The organism is Stenotrophomonas sp. MYb57, assembly GCF_002966815.1.
GTDB lineage: Bacteria > Pseudomonadota > Gammaproteobacteria > Xanthomonadales > Xanthomonadaceae > Stenotrophomonas > Stenotrophomonas indicatrix.
In genome coordinates this window covers 4208849-4229243 of record NZ_CP023271.1, presented here as the reverse complement: position 1 = coordinate 4229243, position 20395 = coordinate 4208849, and the positions used below count along the sequence as shown (strand labels likewise).

General features: G+C 67.4%; 20 protein-coding genes. 14 read left to right on the top strand and 6 right to left on the bottom strand.

Annotation, left to right across the window (positions count from 1 at the left end; all coding sequences use genetic code 11):
• Positions 1-390: 390 nt before the first annotated feature.
• The 6 genes from rhlB to rpoH all read left to right on the top strand — a co-directional run bounded on the left by rhlB (position 391) and on the right by rpoH (position 6599).
• Positions 391-2121, top strand: a complete 1731-nt coding sequence (gene rhlB / locus CLM74_RS19330) for an ATP-dependent RNA helicase RhlB (RefSeq protein WP_025878608.1) — start codon at positions 391-393, stop codon at positions 2119-2121.
• A 126-nt stretch (positions 2122-2247) separates the two neighbouring features.
• Complete coding sequence (gene ftsE / locus CLM74_RS19325; protein WP_025878609.1) at positions 2248-2934, top strand: cell division ATP-binding protein FtsE; 687 nt, start codon at positions 2248-2250, stop codon at positions 2932-2934.
• A 2-nt stretch (positions 2935-2936) separates the two neighbouring features.
• On the top strand, positions 2937-3884 hold the full coding sequence (ftsX, locus tag CLM74_RS19320; protein ID WP_025878610.1) for a permease-like cell division protein FtsX: 948 nt from the start codon (positions 2937-2939) through the stop codon (positions 3882-3884).
• A 7-nt stretch (positions 3885-3891) separates the two neighbouring features.
• Positions 3892-4734 (top strand): response regulator, encoded by an 843-nt coding sequence (locus CLM74_RS19315; protein ID WP_025878611.1) that lies wholly within the window; start codon positions 3892-3894, stop codon positions 4732-4734.
• Positions 4735-4743: 9 nt separating this feature from the next.
• A complete protein-coding gene (gene ung, locus CLM74_RS19310; RefSeq protein WP_105164759.1) occupies positions 4744-5469 on the top strand; it encodes a uracil-DNA glycosylase in 726 nt (241 codons plus the stop codon).
• 254 nt (positions 5470-5723) lie between these two features.
• Positions 5724-6599 carry an RNA polymerase sigma factor RpoH gene (rpoH, locus tag CLM74_RS19305; RefSeq protein WP_025878613.1) on the top strand — a complete coding sequence of 292 codons (876 nt, stop codon included), beginning with the start codon at positions 5724-5726 and terminating at the stop codon, positions 6597-6599.
• A gap of 129 nt (positions 6600-6728) precedes the next feature.
• Here rpoH and purD read toward each other — a convergent pair whose 3' ends face one another.
• From purD to purH, 3 genes are read right to left on the bottom strand one after another with little or no spacing between them, the layout of a single operon-like run.
• The gene (purD, locus tag CLM74_RS19300) at positions 6729-8012 is read right to left on the bottom strand and encodes a phosphoribosylamine--glycine ligase (protein ID WP_105164758.1); all 1284 of its coding nucleotides are present in this window, start codon (positions 8010-8012) and stop codon (positions 6729-6731) included.
• Positions 8013-8070: 58 nt separating this feature from the next.
• Complete coding sequence (locus CLM74_RS19295; protein ID WP_105164757.1) at positions 8071-8931, bottom strand: hypothetical protein; 861 nt, start codon at positions 8929-8931, stop codon at positions 8071-8073.
• A 17-nt stretch (positions 8932-8948) separates the two neighbouring features.
• Positions 8949-10532: a bifunctional phosphoribosylaminoimidazolecarboxamide formyltransferase/IMP cyclohydrolase gene (gene purH, locus CLM74_RS19290; RefSeq protein WP_105164756.1), complete on the bottom strand. Its 1584-nt coding sequence runs from the start codon at positions 10530-10532 to the stop codon at positions 8949-8951.
• Positions 10533-10745: 213 nt separating this feature from the next.
• On the opposite strand from purH, the gene CLM74_RS19285 reads away from it, so the two are divergent.
• Genes CLM74_RS19285 through CLM74_RS19260 form a run of 6 tightly spaced genes read left to right on the top strand, consistent with a single transcriptional unit; the run spans position 10746 to position 16559 of the window.
• Positions 10746-11366 carry a CDP-alcohol phosphatidyltransferase family protein gene (locus CLM74_RS19285; RefSeq protein WP_033832378.1) on the top strand — a complete coding sequence of 207 codons (621 nt, stop codon included), beginning with the start codon at positions 10746-10748 and terminating at the stop codon, positions 11364-11366.
• A 39-nt stretch (positions 11367-11405) separates the two neighbouring features.
• Entirely contained in the window at positions 11406-13157 is a 1752-nt protein-coding gene (locus CLM74_RS19280; RefSeq protein ID WP_105164755.1) for a bifunctional alpha/beta hydrolase/class I SAM-dependent methyltransferase, read from the top strand.
• Complete coding sequence (locus CLM74_RS19275) at positions 13157-14491, top strand: phosphatase PAP2/dual specificity phosphatase family protein (protein ID WP_032976438.1); 1335 nt, start codon at positions 13157-13159, stop codon at positions 14489-14491. The genes CLM74_RS19280 and CLM74_RS19275 overlap by 1 nt, the downstream gene beginning before the upstream one ends.
• A complete protein-coding gene (locus tag CLM74_RS19270) occupies positions 14488-14925 on the top strand; it encodes a hypothetical protein (protein ID WP_105164754.1) in 438 nt (145 codons plus the stop codon). Before CLM74_RS19275 ends, CLM74_RS19270 begins: the two co-directional genes overlap by 4 nt.
• A gap of 12 nt (positions 14926-14937) precedes the next feature.
• Positions 14938-15567, top strand: coding sequence for a lysophospholipid acyltransferase family protein (locus CLM74_RS19265; protein ID WP_105164753.1), 630 nt, complete (start codon positions 14938-14940; stop codon positions 15565-15567).
• Entirely contained in the window at positions 15564-16559 is a 996-nt protein-coding gene (locus CLM74_RS19260) for a phosphatidate cytidylyltransferase (protein ID WP_025878622.1), read from the top strand. The genes CLM74_RS19265 and CLM74_RS19260 overlap by 4 nt, the downstream gene beginning before the upstream one ends.
• Positions 16560-16693: 134 nt before the next feature.
• On the opposite strand, the gene fis is transcribed toward CLM74_RS19260, so the two are convergent.
• From fis to prmA, 3 genes are all read right to left on the bottom strand, one after another.
• Positions 16694-16969 carry a DNA-binding transcriptional regulator Fis gene (gene fis / locus CLM74_RS19255; protein WP_006397198.1) on the bottom strand — a complete coding sequence of 92 codons (276 nt, stop codon included), beginning with the start codon at positions 16967-16969 and terminating at the stop codon, positions 16694-16696.
• Positions 16970-17084: 115 nt separating this feature from the next.
• Positions 17085-17834: a DUF3426 domain-containing protein gene (locus tag CLM74_RS19250; RefSeq protein ID WP_105164752.1), complete on the bottom strand. Its 750-nt coding sequence runs from the start codon at positions 17832-17834 to the stop codon at positions 17085-17087.
• A gap of 42 nt (positions 17835-17876) precedes the next feature.
• Positions 17877-18797 (bottom strand): 50S ribosomal protein L11 methyltransferase, encoded by a 921-nt coding sequence (gene prmA / locus CLM74_RS19245; protein ID WP_025878624.1) that lies wholly within the window; start codon positions 18795-18797, stop codon positions 17877-17879.
• Positions 18798-18946: 149 nt separating this feature from the next.
• On the opposite strand from prmA, the gene CLM74_RS19240 reads away from it, so the two are divergent.
• Positions 18947-19912: a hypothetical protein gene (locus tag CLM74_RS19240; protein ID WP_105164751.1), complete on the top strand. Its 966-nt coding sequence runs from the start codon at positions 18947-18949 to the stop codon at positions 19910-19912.
• Positions 19909-20283, top strand: coding sequence for a hypothetical protein (locus tag CLM74_RS19235; RefSeq protein ID WP_105164750.1), 375 nt, complete (start codon positions 19909-19911; stop codon positions 20281-20283). The genes CLM74_RS19240 and CLM74_RS19235 overlap by 4 nt, the downstream gene beginning before the upstream one ends.
• The last annotated feature ends 112 nt before the right edge of the window (positions 20284-20395 follow it).

Genomic DNA, 20395 nt, shown 5'->3' with positions numbered 1-20395 from the left:
CTGGACGCTCACGGCCGGCAGTGTACCCCTATCGCAGGGCAGGGACAGATGCTGGCTGGAACCCAGCGTATCGTGATCGATGCTGAGCCCGGTATGTGTCCGATGTCACTGTCCATGGCTGAAATGGGGGTGCTGGCGCGGTAGGCCATGGGAGCCCGCGCCGCTGTTCAAGCGCGGTACTGCGGGGTGAAGAAGTGCGTCTCCGTTGGTCATGAGACGCCCGATTCCGGTTTGCTGGCCCGAGTGCGGTAAACTGGGGCATTGTGCGGCGCGCGGACCCGAGGGGTCCCGGCCAGCCCGACCCGCCGCAGGGGCCGCAGTTTGCGACGGAGCCCCAGACAGATTTCAGTGCCGCCGCCCGCAGGCGCGTGGCCATACCAAGACGGACACATGAGCGACAAACCGCTGACCGATTTGACTTTTTCCTCCTTTGATCTGCATCCGGCCCTGCAGGCCGGTCTTGAAGGAGCCGGATTCACCCGCTGCACGCCCATCCAGGCGCTGACCCTGCCGGTCGCGCTGCCTGGTGGCGACGTCGCCGGCCAGGCCCAGACGGGCACCGGCAAGACGCTGGCCTTCTTGGTCGCTGTCGTGAACCGCCTGCTGACCCGCCCGGCACTGGCCGATCGCAAGCCGGAAGACCCGCGCGCGCTGATCCTGGCCCCCACCCGCGAACTGGCCATCCAGATCCACAAGGATGCGGTCAAGTTCGGTTCGGACCTGGGTCTGCGTTTCGCGCTGGTCTACGGCGGCGTTGATTACGACAAGCAGCGCGAGATCCTGCAGCAGGGCGTGGACGTGATCATCGCCACCCCCGGCCGCCTGATCGACTACGTCAAGCAGCACAAGGTGGTGTCGCTGCACGCCTGCGAAATCTGCGTGCTGGACGAAGCCGACCGCATGTTCGACCTGGGCTTCATCAAGGACATCCGCTTCCTGCTGCGCCGCATGCCCGAGCGCTCCACCCGGCAGACCCTGCTGTTCAGCGCCACCCTGAGCCACCGCGTGCTCGAGCTGGCCTATGAGCACATGAACGAGCCGCAGAAGCTGGTGGTCGAAGCCGAGACCATCACCGCCGCGCGCGTGCGCCAGCGCATCTACTTCCCGGCCGACGAAGAGAAGATCCCGTTGCTGCTGGGCCTGCTGTCGCGCAGCGAAGGCGCGCGCACCATGGTCTTCGTCAACACCAAGGTGTTCGTCGAGCGCGTGGCCCGTTCGCTGGAGCGTTCCGGCTACCGCGTCGGCGTGCTGTCCGGCGACGTGCCGCAGAAGAAGCGCGAGAGCCTGCTCAACCGCTTCCAGAAGGGCCAGCTGGAAATCCTGGTGGCCACCGATGTGGCCGCCCGCGGCCTGCATATCGACGGCATCAAGTACGTCTACAACTACGACCTGCCGTTCGACGCCGAAGACTACGTGCACCGCATCGGCCGTACCGCCCGCCTGGGCGAGGAAGGCGATGCCATCAGCTTCGCCTGCGAGCGCTATGCGATGGGCCTGCCGGACATCGAGGCCTACATCGAACAGAAGATCCCGGTCGAAGCGGTCACCAGCGAGATCCTGACTTCGCTGCCGCGCCCTGAGCGTGCCGCCCCGGCACCGGGCGAGGAAGGTGACGAGAATGAAAGCGTCGGCCAGATCTTCCGCGAAGCACGCGAAGCGCGCGCCGCCGAGGAAGAGCGTCGTGGCGGCGGCCGTAGTGGCGGTCGTTCCGGCAGTGGTGCTGGCGCTGGGCGTGGTGGCCGCGATGGCGAGCGCAGCGGCGAACGCCGTCCGCGTGGCCCGCGCAAGCCGCGTGTGGAAGGTGAGCAGGTTGCTGCCGCCGCAGTCGAGGGTGCAGTGACGGCTGAAGCTGCTGCCGTGCAGGCCCCGCGTCCGCCGCGCGCTGAAGCTGCGCCGGAAGGTGCGGTGGACGGCGAGCGCAAGCCGCGCAAGCGTCGTCGTCGTCGCCACGGCCGTCCGGTCGAGGGCGCCGAAGGTGTGGCAAGCAACGCCGGCAACGGCGCCAGCCCGGTCACCCCGGTGCAGGTGGTGGCCAAGCCGGTGCGTACCAGCGCCGATGCCGGCGACTCGTTCCTGACCCGTATCGGCCGCAAGATCCGCCGGATGCTGTCCGGCAATTAAGCCGGTAGCGCCGGGCCACGCCCGGCGAGCGCAGCGGCCTCCGTCCGGGGCCGCGATGCCGGAAGGTTTTCGCCGGGCATGGCCCGGCGCTACCGATCTGTCGCGCCGGTCCTGCATAATCGGCGCATGAGTGTCCTGCGCTTCGACAATGTCAGCAAACAGTACGCCGGTGGCCACGAAGCCCTGACCGATGTCAGCTTCGAGGTCGCGCCGGGCGAAATGCTGTTCGTCACCGGTCACTCCGGGGCGGGCAAGAGCACCCTGCTCAAGTTGATCCACCTCGACGAGCGGCCCAGCCGCGGCGCGGTGATGTTCGACGAGCGCAACCTGCTGAAGGTGCGCGGCGGTGATGTGCCGCGGCATCGACGCGCGGTCGGCGCGGTCTACCAGGACCACCGCCTGCTGATGGACCGCTCCATCGCCGAGAACGTGGCCCTGCCGCTGATCCTGCGCGGTACCCGCCGTGGCGACATCAACAAGCGCGTGCGTTCGGTGCTCGAGCGCATGGGCCTTGGCCACCGCGAGAAGGCGCTGCCCTCGCAGCTGTCGGCCGGTGAGCAGCAGCGCGTCGGCATCGCCCGTGCGATCGTCGGCGAGCCCAAGCTGCTGGTGGCCGACGAGCCGACCGGCAACCTCGATCCCACCCTGGCGGCCGAGATCATGTCCCTGTTCGCCGAGCTGCCCGCACGCGGCACCAGCGTGCTGGTGGTCAGCCATGACCTGCCGCTGCTGCGCCACATGCGCAAGCGCGTGCTGATCCTCGACCACGGCCGGCTGGTGGACGACATCTCGCCGCAGGATCTGGCGGAGTAACCATGGCCAAGAACGAAAACACCGAAGCCGCTGCGCCGTCGCGCCTGGGCGTGTGGTTCCAGCACCACGTGCACAGCGTGGTGTTCAGCCTCGGCCGTGCCTGCCGCAAACCGTGGGCGACGCTGCTGACCGTGATGGTCATGGCGCTGGCCCTGGCGCTGCCGCTGGGCCTGTCGATCGCGCTGGACAACCTCAAGCAGTTTGCCGGCAGCGTGCAGCAGTCGCGCGACATCAATGTCTTCCTGAAGGCGGACGTCGACGGCCCGGGTGCGCTGCGCCTGGCCGGGGAGCTGCGCGATCGCCCGGACGTGGCCAGTGTCACCGTGCGCACGCCGGAACAGGGCCTGGAGGAACTGCGCCAGGCCGGCCTCGGCGAAGCCATCGACGCACTCAACGACAACCCGCTGCCCTCGTTGCTGGTGGTCACCCCCGGCCAGGGCCAGGACGATGCACGGCTGGCACGCGCGCTGGAAAGCCTGCCCGGTGCCGACCTGGTGCAGCACGACGCCCTGTGGCGGCAGCGCCTGGATGCCTGGCTCGCGTTTGGTGCGCGGCTGGTGCAGGTGCTGTCGGTGCTGCTCGGCGCCGGTGCCGCGCTGGTGGTCGGCAACACCGTGCGCCTGGACATCCAGGCCCGCCGCGAGGAAATCGGCGTGCTGCAGCTGCTCGGCGCCAGCGATGGTTTCATCCGCCGCCCGTTCCTGTACCTGGGTGCCTGGTATGGCCTGGGCGCCGGTGCGGTCGCGCTGGGCCTGATCGGCATTGCCGGTGCCGCCCTGCGCGCGCCGCTGGCCGAGCTGTCGCGCAGCTACGGCAGCCCGTTCGTGCTGCATGGCCTGGACCTGCTGCATGGCAGCCTGGTGCTGCTTGGCACCTTGTTGCTGGGCTGGCTGGGTGCATGGCTGGTGACCGGCCACTTCCTCCGCCAGACCCGCCCGACCGACACCTGAGACCGGCATGCAACCGCAAGCGCTGAAGCACCTTGAAGGGCCCGCGACGCGGGTGATGGTGGTTGACGGCTCCAAGCTGGTGCGCAAGCTGATCGCCGACGTCCTGCAGCGCGATCTGCCGGGCGTGGAGGTGATCGGCTGCGACAGCATCGAAGACGCACAGCATGCGCTGGCGCAGGGGCCGGTCGATCTGGTCACCACCTCGTTGACCCTGCGCGATGGCGACGGCCTGGCGTTGGCGCGGATGGTGCGCGAAGCGGCAGGGCAGGCCTATGTGCCGGTGATCGTGGTCTCCGGCGACGCCCAGCAGCACCTGGAGCAGCGCCGCTTCACCGAGTACGTCACCGACTACTTCGACAAATCGCTGGGCCACGAGGCCCTGGCGACCTTCGTGCGCGGCTACGTGCAGCCGCAGACCATCCCCGGCGCGACCATCCTCTACATCGAGGACAGCCGGGTGGTGGCCGAGGCGACCAAGCGCATGCTCGAGCGCCAGCAGCTCAATGTGATGCATGTGGTCAGCGCCGAAGAAGCGTTTACCCTGCTCACCGCCGAATCGCTCGGGCGCAGCCGCCATCGCATCGATCTGGTGCTGACCGATGTGACCCTGAAGGGAGAGCTGAGCGGCCGCGACGTGGTGCAGCGCGTGCGCGTGGACTTCGGCTACGGCAAGCGCCGCCTGCCGGTGCTGGTGATGACCGGCGATGGCAATCCGCACAACCAGACCGGCCTGCTGCAGGCCGGCGCCAACGATCTGGTGCTGAAGCCGATCGAAGAGCGCCTGCTGATCACCAAGGTGCTGTTCCAGCTGCGGCTGGCCCGGTTGAATGATGGACCCCTGTTGCGATGACGTGTTGCGATGATCGATGAAGTAGTGGACACCCCGGCGATCCAGCTGGAACCGAGCTGGAAACAGCGTGTGGGCGATTACCTGCTGCAGCCGCAGATGCGCGAGCTGTCCAGCTTCCTGCGGCAGCGCAAGGCCAGCGGTGCGGCGGTGTTCCCGCCTGGACCGCAGATCTTCGCCGCCTTTGATGCGACCCCGTTCGATCAGGTGAAAGTGGTCATCCTCGGCCAGGACCCGTACCACGGCCGTGGACAGGCCCATGGCCTGAGTTTCTCGGTGCAGCCGGGCGTGCCGGTGCCGCCGTCGTTGTTGAACATCTACAAGGAAATCGAGGGTGACCTCGGTATTGCCCGCCCGGACCACGGCTGCCTGATCCCGTGGGCGCAGCGCGGCGTGCTGCTGCTCAACGCGGTGCTGACGGTGGAAGAGGGCAAGGCCGGTGCGCACCAGGGGCGCGGATGGGAAGGCTTCACCGACCACGTGGTGGACGTGTTGAACCGTGAGCGCGAGGGCCTGGTGTTCATGCTCTGGGGTGCCTACGCGCAGCAGAAGGGCAAGGTGATCGATACCGGCCGCCACCGCGTGCTGAAAGCCCCGCATCCCTCGCCGCTGTCGGCCCACCGCGGCTTCCTCGGCTGCCGTCATTTCTCGATGGCCAACGAGTACCTGCAACGCCGCGGGCAGGCGCCGATCGACTGGTCGCTGCCGCCGCGGGCGATCCTGGCGCCATCGGGCTGAACGGCGAACAACGCTGCCCCCTGTTGACTGGGCGAAACCGCCACCCGTTCAGCTGCCTTTGACCCGGAATAGCCGCGCTTTCCGGGCTAGTGGGTTGAATTCCAAGGGATTGTGTATCCCGAAAAGCGCGCTCGCCACTGTCATCAAATCGCGTTACGGTAGGGTTCTGTTTGGGACCAGTGTTTCATCAGTGGAATGCTGGAACTTTTTCCTCCTTTAGCAGTCCAAATCCCAGACTGCTAAGATGGGTGCCTATGAGCCAGAACACCTCTACTGCCCTTGTGGCAAACAATCTGCCGATTCCCAGTGCGCTCGGTTCGCTGGACGCCTACATCGGTGCCGTGCACCAGATCCCGGTGCTGTCGGTCGATAACGAACAGGACCTGGCCCGTCGCTTCCGCGACGGCAACGATCTGGACGCTGCCCGTGAGCTGGTGCATTCGCACCTGCGCTTCGTGGTGCACGTGGCCCGCGGTTACAACGGCTACGGCCTTGCGCTGGGCGACCTGATCCAGGAAGGCAACATCGGCCTGATGAAGGCGGTCAAGCGCTTCGACCCCGACATGGGCGTGCGCCTGGTGTCCTTCGCCGTGCATTGGATCCGTGCCGAGATGCACGAGTTCATCCTGAAAAACTGGCGCATCGTGAAGGTCGCCACGACCAAGGCGCAGCGCAAGCTGTTCTTCAACCTGCGCAAGTCGAAGAAGCGCCTGGGCTGGATGAACGCGGCCGAAGTCAGTGCGGTGGCCAAGGACCTGAACGTGTCCGAGCGCGAGGTGCTGGAAATGGAATCGCGCCTGTCCGGCCGCGATATCGGTTTCGATGCCCCCACCGATGAAGACAACGACCACGCGCCGCCGTCGCCGGCTGCGTATCTGGTGGCCAATGACGAAGATCCGTCGATGGCCTACGAGCGCGAGGACAGCGAAGACAACCAGATGCAGCTGCTGCGCGAAGGCCTGGCGGAACTGGATGCGCGTTCGCGCGACATCATCCGCCGCCGTTGGCTGGATGCGGACAGCAAGGTGACGCTGCAGGAGTTGGCGGACGAGTACGGCGTATCGGCCGAGCGTATCCGCCAGGTTGAAGCGAACGCGCTGAAGAAGATGAAGGCGCTGTTCACCGCATAAGGCGGCGAAGCGTTTGAGTAATGGAAAGGCCCGGCATTGCCGGGCCTTTTTTTTCCTGCTGGATCCACGCCTGGCGTGGATCTACGTCGCGATCCAGTAGATCCACGCCACGCGTGGATCAGCGCGGTCTCAGATTTCCCGCGCGATCGCGCGCCAGCCGATGTCGGTGCGGTGGAACTCGTTGGCCCAGGTCACCTTCGCCACGCCCGCGTACGCGTTCGCCTGCGCCTCGCGCACGCTGTCACCCAGTGCTGCCACGCACAGCACGCGGCCACCTGCGCTGAGCACCTGGCCCTGCGCATCCAGCGTCGTTCCTGCATGGAACACCTTGGCCGTTGCCGGCACATCATCCAGGCCGGAGATCACCTCGCCGGTGATCGGCGTTTCCGGGTACGGCTTGGCTGCCAGCACCACGCCGAGCGACGGGCGCGGATCCCACTGCGCATCCACCTGGTCCAGGCAGCCATCGATCGCCGCGTCCACCAGGTCCACCAGGTCCGACTGCAGGCGCAGCATCACCGGCTGGGTTTCCGGGTCGCCGAAACGCACGTTGAACTCGATCACCTTCGGCGCGCCGCTGGCATCGATCATCAGGCCCGCGTAGAGGAAGCCGGTGAATGGGATGCCGTCGGCAATCATGCCCTGCACGGTCGGGTTCACCACCTCGCGCATCACCCGTGCATGCACTTCAGGTGTCACCACCGGAGCCGGCGAGTACGCACCCATGCCGCCGGTGTTCGGACCGGTGTCGCCGTCGCCGACGCGCTTGTGATCCTGCGAGGTGGCCATCGGCAGTGCATGCACGCCATCGACCATCGAAATGAAGCTGGCCTCCTCGCCGTCGAGGAATTCCTCGATCACCACGCGCGCGCCGGCATCGCCGAAGGCGTTGCCCGAAAGCATGTCGCGCACCGCGTCTTCGGCTTCGGCGAGGGTCATCGCCACGATCACGCCCTTGCCGGCGGCCAGGCCGTCGGCCTTGATCACGATCGGCGCGCCCTTCTCGCGCAGGTAGGCCAGTGCCGCGTCCACCTCGGTGTGCACCGAATAGAACGCGGTGGGGATGTTGTGGCGTGCCAGGAAGTCCTTGGCGTAGGCCTTGCTGCCTTCCAGCTGCGCGGCTGCCGCCGTCGGCCCGAAGATGCGCAGGCCGGCGGCGCGGAAGCGGTCGACCACGCCGGCCACCAGCGGCACTTCCGGGCCGACCACGGTCAGCGCCACGCCTTCGGCCTGGGCCAGGGCGAGCAGGCCATCGATGTCGGTGACCTTCACCGCCACGTTGCGGCACTTGTCTTCGTTGGCGGTGCCGGCATTGCCGGGCGCCACGAGCACTTCAGTGACACGGGAGGACTGGGCCAGCTTCCATGCCAGGGCGTGTTCGCGGCCGCCAGAGCCGATGACAAGTACGTTCATCACGAGATTCCAGATTGCGTGGGAAGGGAAGTTCCAGGTCCCCGGCGGCGCGTGTGCGTCATTCGCAGCCTTCGCGTTGCAGCGATTCGGGGAAGGAGTAGATCCAGGACTTCGGGTCCAGGGTGAAGCGATGTTCCTGCCTTACCGTTTTGCCACCGCAGCTGCTGCCGACCTCTTCGACCGTCAGCGGCCAGATGCGCGCGCTGGGGTCGCTGCTGTCGAAGCGCAGGGCGAAGTCGAGGTTGAACACGCCGGTCCGGCACTCTTCGGCGAATTCTGCATCGTCGCAGTCATAGGCGGCGGCATTGTCGATATGGCTGCGCAGGCCGCCAGCGTCGATCAGTCCGTTCGGGCCCGGCAGCACGAGATTCTGCGAGATCAGCGAATAGCCCTGGCCGAACCAGCCGTGCTCGATGCGGAAACCGTAGAAGTCGCTGCCGGCGCGGATGATGCTGACCGTGCCGGGCTGGCCCTGGCTGCCGAAGTTCTGCCCGGTGAGCTCGGCGGCGATGCTGAAACCATCGCCGCTGGGTCGCAGCACGAAGAAGTCGATGGCGCCCGGATCCGGGTGGGCGCCGTCGAGCGGCGAACCACACACCGCCAGCAGCTGCTGCCAGCTGTCGCCGGTCACCACCGGCTGCTCGGCGCAGACCTGCCAGTCGGTCGCGCGCACATCGCTGTCCTGGGTCCAGCTGCCGCGCCATTGACCGGAGAGCTTGGCGTCCTTGCCGTAACGCTCGGTCAGGAACGCCTGCAGCCGCGCGGTGCGACTGGCATGCGCTGCCGGTTCGCTGGCGGCGGGCTTTGCCGCATCTGCCTGCGGGGCAGATGCGGGCTCGGCGGCCGGCTTGCAGCCGGCCAGCAGGGTCGTGCCAGCGAAGGCGAGCACGGCAAGCGGTTTCAAAGAGACTGCAGACATCCGTGTCGCTCCAGTAATCAGTGGCGGAAGTGCCGGACGCCGGTGAACACCATGGCCAGGCCATGTTCGTCGGCGGCGGCGATGACTTCAGCATCGCGCATCGAACCGCCCGGCTGGATCACTGCCTTGATGCCGGCGGCGGCAGCGGCATCGATGCCGTCGCGGAACGGGAAGAACGCATCGGAGGCCATCACCGAACCTTCGACCACCAGGTTCGCATCGGCCGCCTTGATGCCGGCGATGCGTGCCGAGTAGACGCGGCTCATCTGGCCGGCACCCACGCCGATGGTGCGGTTGTCCTTGGCGTAGACGATTGCGTTGGACTTCACGAACTTGGCGACCTTCCAGGCGAACAGCAGGTCGGTGAACTGCTTGTCGGTCGGTGCCAGCTTGCTGACCACCTTCAGTTCGTCGCGGGTCATGCCGCGGTTGTCCGACGACTGCAGCAGCAGGCCGGAGCCCACGCGCTTGTTGTCGAAGTTGTTCAGGCCATCGCCGTGCGGGATGCGCAGCACGCGCACGTTGGCCTTCTTCTGCGCGTATTCCAGCGCGGCCGGTTCGTAGTCCGGCGCAATCAGGACTTCAACGAACTGGCGGTCCAGGATCACCTGCGCGGTGGCTGCATCGAGCGGCTTGTTGAAGGCGATGATGCCGCCGAAGGCGCTGGTCGTGTCGGTGGCGTAGGCCAGCTCGTAGGCATCGCCGTTGCCGGCGCCAACGGCCACGCCGCACGGGTTGGCATGCTTGACGATGACACAGGCCGGCGCGTCGAACTGGCGCACGCATTCCCAGGCTGCATCGGCATCGGCCAGGTTGTTGTAGCTCAGCTCCTTGCCCTGCAGCTGCTGGAAGGTGGCCAGCGTGCCCGGCACCGGATGCAGGTCGCGATAGAACGCGCCGCTCTGGTGCGGGTTTTCGCCGTAGCGCAGGTCCATCACCTTCACGAAGGTGGAATTCATCTGCGCCGGGTATTCGGCGCGCACCGGCACGGCGGCGTCGGTGGCGGTGACGGCCGACAGGTAGTTGCTGATCGCCGCGTCGTACTGGGCAACGCGGTTGAATGCGGCCACCGAGAAGGCGAAACGGGTGCCGGCCGACAGCTGGCCGTCGTTGGCATCCAGCGAGGCCAGCAGTTCGGCGTACTGCGACGGGTCGGTGGCCACCGCCACGCGGGCGAAGTTCTTGGCCGCCGAGCGCAGCATCGCCGGGCCGCCGATGTCGATGTTCTCCACCGCGTCGGCCAGGGTGCAGTCGGCCTTGGCAGTGACCGATTCGAACGGGTACAGGTTCAGCACCAGCAGGTCGATGGCACCGATGCCGTGCTCGGCCATCACCGCGTCGTCCAGGCCGGAGCGGCCCAGCAGGCCGCCATGCACCATCGGATGCAGGGTCTTGACCCGGCCATCCATCATTTCCGGGAAGCCGGTGACCTCGGCGACATCCTTCACGGGCAGGCCCGCATCGCGGATCGCCTTGGCGGTACCGCCGGTGGACAGCAGCTCCACGCCGCGTGCAGCCAGCGCGGTGGCCAGCTCGACCAGGCCGGTCTTGTCGGAAACGGAGAGGAGGGCCCGGCGGACGGGCAACAGATCAGCAGTCATGGGGACAGGGCAATCGGCAGCGGAGCGGGGCCGATATTGTAGGCGGTGGGGGCCGGTGGCGGGCGCTGGTGGGGGAAATTGGCCGGTGCAGACTCCCGTCCTGGTCCGCCCGGCAGCACCTGCATGGGCCGGCATTGGGCGCAATTCGATACGTGGCGCTGTCGCAATCAGGTAGGCTGTGCCCGCACTGCCAAGGATTAGCGGGTTCAGATCGTGTCGATCTATGCATTGAAAGGACGTTTCCAGGACCTGCTGCGTCCGGCCGTACACGGCCTGTACCGCGTGGGGATCACCGCCAACACGGTGACCGTGGCTGCGGCCGTGGTCTCGCTGCTGGTGGCCGCTGCGGTGTGGTGCTGCGCTCCCACCCAGCCGCTGCTGTATCTGGCCCTGCCGCTGTGGATGCTGCTGCGCATGGCCCTCAACGCCGTCGACGGCATGCTGGCCCGCGAATTCGGCCAGCAATCGCGGCTGGGCGCCTATCTGAACGAGTTGTGCGATGTGATCGCCGACGCGGCGCTGTACCTGAGCCTGCTCAGCGTACCGGGCGTGCGCCCCGAGGCACTGTGGCTGCTGGCCTGGGCCGCCGCGCTGAGCGAGTACGCCGGCGTGCTGGGCCTGATGGTCGGCGCCAGCCGCCGCTATGACGGCCCGATGGGCAAGAGCGACCGTGCGTTCGTGATCGGCGTGCTGGGCCTGCTGCTGGCGTTTGGCTGGGCAGGCGCAACCGTGGTCAGCGCGGTCGCCGCACTGGCCGCACTGCTGTGTGGGGTGACGGTGGTCCGTCGCGTACGCCAGGGATTGAAGGAAGCCGCGGCGATATCGCAGCGGTAAGCACAACACGATTACACGCCCTATCCATACGGAGATTGCATGCGTCAGGCGCAGGAACGGGAATTCCACAGCTTCGACCAGGTACCGCTGTTCTACCGGTACTGGCCGAGCACCACGGCAACCACGCCGGCCAAGGCCATCGTGCTGCTGCATCGCGGCCATGAACACTCCGGCCGGGTCACCCATCTGGTCGACGAGCTGGACCTGCCCGACACCGCGTTCTTCGCGTGGGATGCGCGCGGCAATGGTCGCTCGCCCGGCACGCGCGGCGACGCACCGGGCTTCCCGGCGCTGGTGCGCGACCTGGACAGCTTCATCGCCCACATCAGTGCCGAGCATGGCATCGCGGTGGAGGACATCGTGGTGATCGCGCAGAGCGTGGGCGCGGTGGTTGCCGCCACCTGGGTGCATGACTATGCGCCGCGGCTGCGCGCGCTGGTGATGGCTTCGCCGGCATTCAAGGTGAAGCTGTACGTGCCGTTCGCACGCGCTGGACTGGCGCTGATGCAGAAACTGCGCGGCAACTTCTTCGTCAACAGCTACGTCAAGCCGCAGTGGCTGACCCACGACCCGGCACGGGTGGAAAGCTACCGCACCGATCCGCTGATCACCCGGCCGATCTCGGTGCGCGTGCTGCTGGGCCTGTACGAAGCGGCCGACCGCATCGTGGCCGACGCGCAGGCGATCAGCGTGCCGGTGCAGTTGCTGGTATCGGGCTCGGACTTCGTGGTGCATCGCGGCCCGCAGGACCGCTTCTACGAACGCCTGTCCAGCCCGATCAAGGAGCGCGTGCACCTGCCGGGCTTCTTCCACGACACCCTCGGCGAGCGTGACCGTGCACCGGCGCTGGCGCGTATCCGCAGCTTCATCCAGGCACGCTTTGCCGAACCGCTGCAGGAGCTGTCGCGGCGCGATGCGCATCGGCATGGCCCGACCTTCGAGGAATCGGAGATCCTGTCGTGGCCACCGGAGCGCAACAGCCTGGCCGACCTGCGTTGGCGCGTGGTGCGCGGTGGCCTGCGTTTCGGCGGCACGCTGTCGGAGGGCATCGCGCTGGGCCTGCAGACCGGTTTCGACTCGGGCAGCACGCTGGACTACATCTACCGTGATGAGGCGCGGGGCAAGGGCCCGCTGGGCCGGATGGTCGACCGCGACTATCTGGATGCGATCGGTTGGCGCGGCATCCGCGTGCGCGGCAAGCACCTGCAGGAACTGCTGCGCGATGCCGCCCAGCGACTGCGCGGGCAGGGCGCGCCGGTGCGCGTGCTGGACGTGGCGGCCGGCCATGGCCGTTACGTGCTGGAAGCACTCGGCCAGGGCGAACAGCGTGCCGACCGCATCGTGCTGCGCGATTTCAGCGATCTGAACGTAACGCAGGGCAAGGCCTTGATCGAGCGCCTCGGCGCGGCCGACATCGCCCGCTTCGAACAGGGCGATGCGTTCGATCCGGCGCAGCTGGCAGCAGTGGAACCGGCGCCGACGCTGGCGGTGGTGTCCGGCCTCTACGAACTGTTCCCCGACAACGATGCGGTGCTGCGTTCACTGCAGGGCATCGCTGCGACGGTGCCGGTGGGCGGTTACCTGGCCTATACCGGGCAGCCGTGGCATCCGCAGCTGGAGTTCATCGCGCGTGCGTTGACCAGCCATCGTGGTGGCGCGGCGTGGGTGATGCGCCGCCGTACCCAGCACGAGATGGACGAACTGGTGCGCCTGGCCGGCTTCCAGAAGGTGGCCCAGCGCATCGATGACTTCGGCATCTTCACCGTATCGCTGGCACGACGGATCGCGTGATGGCGACGCTGGCGGCAACCGCATCATCCAGCGAGGCGCGCCCCTGGCGGCGCGCCCTGCTGTGGCTGGCCCTGCTCGGTCCGTTCTTCTTCGCCAGCTATGGCTTCGCCAACTGGATGGCCGGCCGTCATGCCCAGCTGCCGGTGATGGCATTTGCCTGGGAGGCGCGGATTCCGTTCGTGCCGTGGACGATCGTGCCGTACTGGTCGATCGACCTGTTCTATGCGATCTCGTTCTTCCTGTGCCGGCGCCGGCTGGAGTTGGACCGGCACGCGCTGCGCCTGCTCAGCGCGCAGGTGATCGCGGTGGCGTGCTTCCTGTTGTGGCCGTTGCGCTTCAGCTTCGAACGGCCGGAAATCGGCGGTGTGTTCGGCTGGTTGTTCGACGTGCTGCTGGGCTTCGACAAGCCATTCAACCAGGCGCCGTCGCTGCATATCGTGCTGCTGATCGTGCTGTGGGTGAAGTTCGCGCAGTACCTGCACGGGGTCTGGCGGCTGGTGCTGCATGTGTGGGCGCTGCTGATCGGCATTTCGGTGCTGACCACGTTCCAGCATCACTTCATCGACATTCCCACCGGGCTGCTGGCCGGCTGGTTGTGCGTGTGGCTGTGGCCAGAGCAGGGCACGCCGCCGTTGCGTGCCTGGCAGGCTGCAGGTGACCCGAAGCGTTGGCGGCTGGCCGCGTTGTATGTGTTGGGTGCCGGCCTGCTGCTGGTGCCGGTGGTGATGCTGCGCGGCACCGCATTGTGGCTGCTGTGGCCCGTGGTGTCGTTGCTGCTGGTGTCGCTGGCCTATGCCGGGCTGGGCACAGCGGTGTTCCAGAAGCGCGCCGATGGCCGGTTGACGATGGCCGCGCGCTGGCTGCTGGCACCGTACCTGGGTGCGGCGTGGATCAACTCGCGGTTGTGGACGCGCCGCGCGCCGCAGCCGGTGCCGGTCGTCGACGCTGTCTGGCTGGGTCGCCTGCCAGGTACCGCACTGCCGGCACCGCTGGTGGGCGTGGTCGACACCTGTGCGGAGCTGTCCTGCCGCGCGCCGGGAGCAGCGTACGCCAGCGTGCCGATGCTGGACCTGGTGGTGCCTTCGGCGGCGCAGCTGCGTGCCGCGGCAGATGCCATTGAACGCCTGCGCGGCCATGGCCCCGTCCTGGTCTGCTGTGCGCTGGGGTACTCACGTAGCGCGGCCAGCGTGGCGACCTGGTTGCTGCGCACCGGCCGTGCGCGCGATGTGGCTGACGCGGTGTCGATCGTGCGTGGCGCGCGGCCGTCGATCGTGCTGCATGACGTTCATCTACAGGTGATCGCGGCCGCTGCCGCGCAGGAGACCATTGCATGAGCGCCGTGCCCGATCTGCCGATGATGCATCTGCTGCTGCGGCAGGGGCGAGTGCCTGCCACGTTGTCGCTGGGCCTGCTGCTGGTGGCCCTGTTGCTGCTGGGCATCGAGCCTGGGCTGGCGATGTTCGCCGCTGGCCTGCTGCTGCTGAGCCTGGTTGCAGGTGTTGTGCAGGCGTACTACGCGGTGCGGGTGCAGTTGGACGCCAGCCTGCTGCGCCTGCTGCAGCAGGAGGGCCTGCAGGGTGAAGACGCAGCACAACGCGTGGACCAGGCGCTGCACACCGCTGGCCTGCGCAGGCTGGACGCAGAGGCGCCGACGCGTGGCTGGGATGCGCGCTGGACCGGCATGCGGCGTCTGCTGATGCGCCAGTACGCCGCCACGCTGCTGCAGTTCGCTGCCCTGCTGCTGGCCGTGCTGTGGCCGCAGACCTGACCGGAGGTGCCGATGTTTGCTGAACTGATCGCCCGCGCCTGCAGCGCGGCCATCCATGTAGTGACCGGCGCACGCGCGCTGTGGGTTGGCTGCGCGCCGTCCAGCGAGCACCGCGTCTACTACGGCAACCATGCCAGTCATGGTGATTTCGTGCTGATCTGGTCGTCGATGCCGCCGGCGCTGCGGCGCCAGGTGCGGCCGGTCGCCGCCGCCGAGTACTGGCAGCGCGACGGTCTGCGTCGTTATCTGATCGACGCGGTATTCAATGGCGTACTGGTGGAGCGCGAGGCCGGCAACCGCCATCAGGATCCGCTGCAGGTGCTGCGTGACGCGGTGGACGAGGGCTGTTCGTTGATCCTGTTTCCGGAAGGCACGCGCAACATCGGTGATGAGCCACTGCTGCCGTTCAAGAGCGGCATCTACCACCTGGCCCGGCAACGCCCGGAGCTGGAGTTCGTGCCGGTGTGGATCGACAACCTCAAGCGGGTGATGCCGAAAGGGCGTTTCCTGCCGCTGCCGCTGCTGTGCACGGCAACCTTCGGTACGCCGCTGCGGCTGCAGGCCGATGAGGACAAGACGGCGTTCCTGGCACGCAGCCGGCAGGCGCTGCTGGCCCTTGCCCCGAACGGAGGCCATGCATGAGCTTCATGATCGATGTGTCCGGTGATCTTGCCGCACGCAGTGTGGGCCAGCAGACAGGGCTGCTGTTCGCGGGCGTAGGCGCGGTGCTGGTGCTGGCCACGCTGGTGTCCGAAACCCTGCGCTGGCGCCAGCGTGGACAGCCCAGCGCGGTGATCGCCAACCTGGTCTCGCGCATCCGCGCGTGGTGGGTGATGGCCATCGTGGTCGGGCTGGCGCTGTTCTTCGGGCGCGCCGGAGTGATCGTGCTGTTCGCCATCATCTCGCTGTTCGCACTGCGCGAATTCATCACCCTGGCGCCAACACGATCAGGTGACTACTACGCGTTGCTGGCCGCGTTCTACATCGTGCTGCCGTGGCAGTACTACCTGGTGTGGATCGACTGGTATGGCATGTACACGCTGTTGATCCCGGTGTACGCGTTCCTGTTCCTGCCGATCCTGGCCACCATCGGTGGTGACACCACCCACTACCTGGAGCGCACGTCGAAGGTGCAGTGGGGCTTGATGATCTGCGTGTTCTGCATCTCGCACGTGCCGCTGCTGCTGAACCTGCGCGTGCCGGGCTACGATCCGGCGCGCAACGTGCTGCTGTTCGCCTTCCTGGTGATCGTGGTGCAGTCGTCGGACGTGCTGCAGTACATCTGGGGCAAGCTGCTGGGCAAGCACCTGATCGCGCCGAAGCTGTCGCCGTCGAAGACGGTGGAAGGCTTCGTCGGCGGCGTGCTCTGTGCCAGCGCGTTGGGCGCCGCGCTCTGGTGGATCACCCCGTTCACGCCGCTGCAGGCGTTCGGCCTGTCGCTGCTGATCAACCTGATGGGGTTCTGGGGCGGCCTGGTGATGTCGGCGATCAAGCGCGACCGCGGCATCAAGGACTGGGGCAACATGATCGAGGGCCATGGCGGCATGCTCGATCGGCTGGATTCAGTGTGCTTCGCCGCCCCGGTGTTCTTCCACGTGGTGCGTTACTACTGGAAGGCGGGTGGTGGCGGTTGAGCTGCGGGGGAGATTCATCCACGCATGGCGTGGATCTACCGGAGCCGGTAGTGCCGGCCGCTGGCCGGCAACCCCATGAATGATGACAGTGTGTTGCGGTTGCCGGCCAGCGGCCGGCACTACCCATGCTGCGCTTACGCGCTGATGCCGTATTCCTTCAGCTTCTTGCGAAGGGTGGCGCGGTGGATGCCCAGCATCGCCGCCGCGCGGCTCTGGTTGCCTTCGCAGTGGTTGAGCACTTCCACGAACAGTGGAATCTCCATCTCGCGCAGTACGATCTCGTAGACATCGTCCGCATCGCAACCATCGAGGTCGCGCAGGTAACGGCGCACGGACTGGGCCACATGTTCGCGCAGCGGTGGCCGGGCAGCGCCACGACTGTTGTCAGGACGAGAAAGGACAGCGTTCAAGGGGGTTCCCGATCTGGTTGGTCCATGCACGCGGGGCGCCGGACCGGATGAGGTGATGGCGGTCAGTCTAGCGCGAGCGTGCCCGACCTGCCACGGCCGGACGGTCAGGCCCAGGTCAAAGGAACTCGAAGGTGAATGCGACCGTGGATGCGGCAGGCTCCTGCACGCGGAAGGCGATGCGTGCGCTCTGGCCCGGTTCCAGAGGGGCCGCACCCGGGTTTTCGCCGAGGTACTGCGCTGGTGCGAACACGCCGGTGCCGATCACACGACCATCGGCATCGGACAGCGACAGGCGCAGGTCCGGCCATGCCTGCGGCCAGCGCGCATCGTTGCGGATGCTGGCCTGGATCTGCAGCACGCCGGGCTGGGCCGGCAACGGGCGGATTTCACGGCTGGTCATGGTCAATGCAGTGGGCTCGCGCCAGGCGGGCAGCTCGCAGCGCAGCACGCTGCACAGCGCACCGATCCACGGCCGGGTACTGGCATCGGCGGCCAGCCGTGCACGATCGGCAAGCACGCTCTGCAGCAACAGCAGCAGCGCCAGCGCGGCCACCAGCAGCCAATGCCAGCGAGGGGTGGGCAGCGCCCGCGGGCGCACGCCAAGGAAGCTGGGCGCATCGGCGGCAACGGCAGCGATGCCGGGTGTGGCGGTGAAGTCCGGCTCGATGATTGGATCAGCGGCGGCCAGCGGTTCTGTTTCGGTTGCCGCCACGATGTCCGTTGCCGGGTCGACGTCCTCGATCACCGGCGCTGCATCGGTCGGCGCCGGTTCGCGCGGTTCGGTGGCTTCAGGCGTGGCATCGCGTCCCGGCGCGGTGCGCAGGAACGTGGCCAGGGGGCGGCGCGGTGGGTTCGGCTCGGACATGCTCAGGGCGCGGGCTCGGATCCAGCGGTCATTCAACCACGATCAGGCGCGGCGTACGCCGGTGATGCGCATCCAGTCGCCATCCTGGGTGGCCTGCAGGTCGTCGAACCACGCCGCATAGCGCTGCAGCAGTTCGTCTTCCTGGCCATGCAGGATGCCCGACAGGGCGATGCGACCACCGCTGGCGACACGGGCGGCCAGCAGTTCGGCCAGTGCATCCAGCGCGGAGGCCAGGATGTTGGCGACCACGATCGGGTAGGTGGCGACCGGTTCGTCCTGCGGCAGGTACACCTGCATGCGCGCCTGTTCGCCGTTGCGTTCGGCATTGTCGGCGGTGGCGATCAACGCCTGCGGGTCGTTGTCCACGCCGATGGCCTGGGCGGCACCGAGCTTGAGCGCGGCCAGGGCGAGAATGCCCGAACCACAGCCGAAGTCGAGCACGCGCTGGCCCTGCAGCTGGCCATCAACGGCCAACTGGTCCAGCCAGCGCAGGCACAGCGCGGTGGTCGGGTGGGTGCCCGAGCCGAAGGCCAGGCCCGGGTCGAGGCGCACGATGGCGGCGTCGGTGGCCTGCGCGGCTTCCGGCAGCTCGTGGTTCCACGGCACGATCCAGGTACGGCTGCCGAAGTCCATCGGCTGGAACTGGTCCAGCCACGCGCGCTCCCAGTCTTCGTCTTCCACGGCGCGGAAGCTGCCGTTGCTCCAGTCCAGCTCCGGATCGAAGGCTTCCAGCGCGGCCAGCAGCAGCAAGGCATTGCTGTCGGCCGGGAACAGCGCGCTGAGCACCAGGGTGTCCCACAGCGGGGTCTCGCCCACGCCGGGTTCGAGGATGGCCTGTTCGTTGCTGGTGTCGGCTTCGGCATCAAGCAGGGTCACCGCCAGCGCGCCCACATCCTCCAGCGCATTCTCATAGCGGGGCTGGGTGGCTTCGGTGCAACGCAGGGTCAGTTCCAGGAACGGCATGGCGGTGAGGGCAATCGCGGGAAAGGGGGCCATGCTAGACCATCAGGGCGTCTCCGTATGCCTTGAGATGAACGAAGCCGATTCAGACAGGCCTCACGGGCCTTGCTAAACTCGGCGCTTTCCTGTGCGCCGTACCACGAACGTTGCCGATGGCTTTCGCCCCGACCCTGAAAACCTGGTTGCTCGTCCTGCCGGCCGTGGCCGTGCTGGGTGTGGCCGGTTATCGGGCCAACGGCCACAGCCGGGCCATGGACGCGCATGTCGACGTGCCGCTGGCCGCCCAGGCCAGCGATGCACAGGGCGCGCTGGCACCGGTGATGCCCGAAGCGCTGGCACGCCGCCTCGCGGCTTTCGAACGTGGCACCGCGCTGCCGTCGGGCCTGCCGCTGGATATCCGCGCCGACATCGAAAGTGCCACCGATCTGTACGCCTACGCGCAGCGCCTGCGCGTGCAGGCCGACCAGGGCAACCACGAGGCGCGCTGGATGCTCAGCCGGGTCTACGACTACTGCGCGCAGTACGCCGTTGACCCGGGCGGCTACCGGCTGGACAACAGCGTGCTGTCCGGCCTCGGCCTGAGTGCGGCGCCGGAGATGGTGGAGGCGCGCGAACGGGTGGCGCAGCGTTGCGGTGGCTTCGTGCCCGGCGACAAGCTGGGCCCGGCACTGGTGATCGGCGAGCGTCGTCGTGCGGCCCAGCAGGGCAACCTGGCGGCCGAAGCGGCGTTGTTTGCCGAAGGTGAGCCACTGCAGGACAGCGAGCAGTACCGCCGCGACCTGGTTGAACGCGTACGTACCTCGCGCGATCCGGAGGCGTACATGGCGATCGCGCCGGGCATGGGATTGCGTGCGGCGGGCGACAAGGCATTGACCGGCATGGTGGCCGGTGAACAGCTGAGTGAACTGGCATGGCGGGTTGCGGCCTGCGAACTCGGTCTTCCCTGTGGAGCCGACAGCGTGCTGGTCAACAGTTTTTGCGCGAATGGAGGGATCTGTTCGCCGGATGGAACGCAGGACTTCCGTGAATTTGTGTATGACGCCGCGGTTTCGCGGCAAGGTGCGGGGAAAATGAAGGAATGGATCAAGCGATTGATTGGAACGAGGGACGGGCGATGAACTACCGTCGATTCCTGCATGGGGCCAAGTTCTGGTTCTGGGTGGTGTTGTTCGTGGCCTATTCGGCCGGTGCGGTAGGCCTGCTGATGATCGACACCTACGAGGACCGCTACCGGCATCTGTCGAAGGTGGAGCTGACCTCGGTGAAGGCACAGGAGGACGTACGCCGTGCCGGCGCCAGCCAGGTTGCCGCCGTTTACCGTGCGCAGAGCGGCGTGCCGTTCTCGTCGTTGCCGGCCGGCAGCACCTTCCAGGTGGTGTGGCCCGATGGGTCCAGCGAGACCATGGTGATCGTCGATCCGACCTCGCCGAACGGCGTGCGTCCTCTGGCGAACTCGCAGATTCCGGCGACCGCGGCCGACGCGCGCTGACGCCACGCCGGTAGCGCCGGGCCATGCCCGGCGGGTGGGCGGTGGCGATGGAAGGCCGCCGGGCATGGCCCGGCGCTACCGTAAAAACGCAAAAAGGGCGGGGAAAACCCCG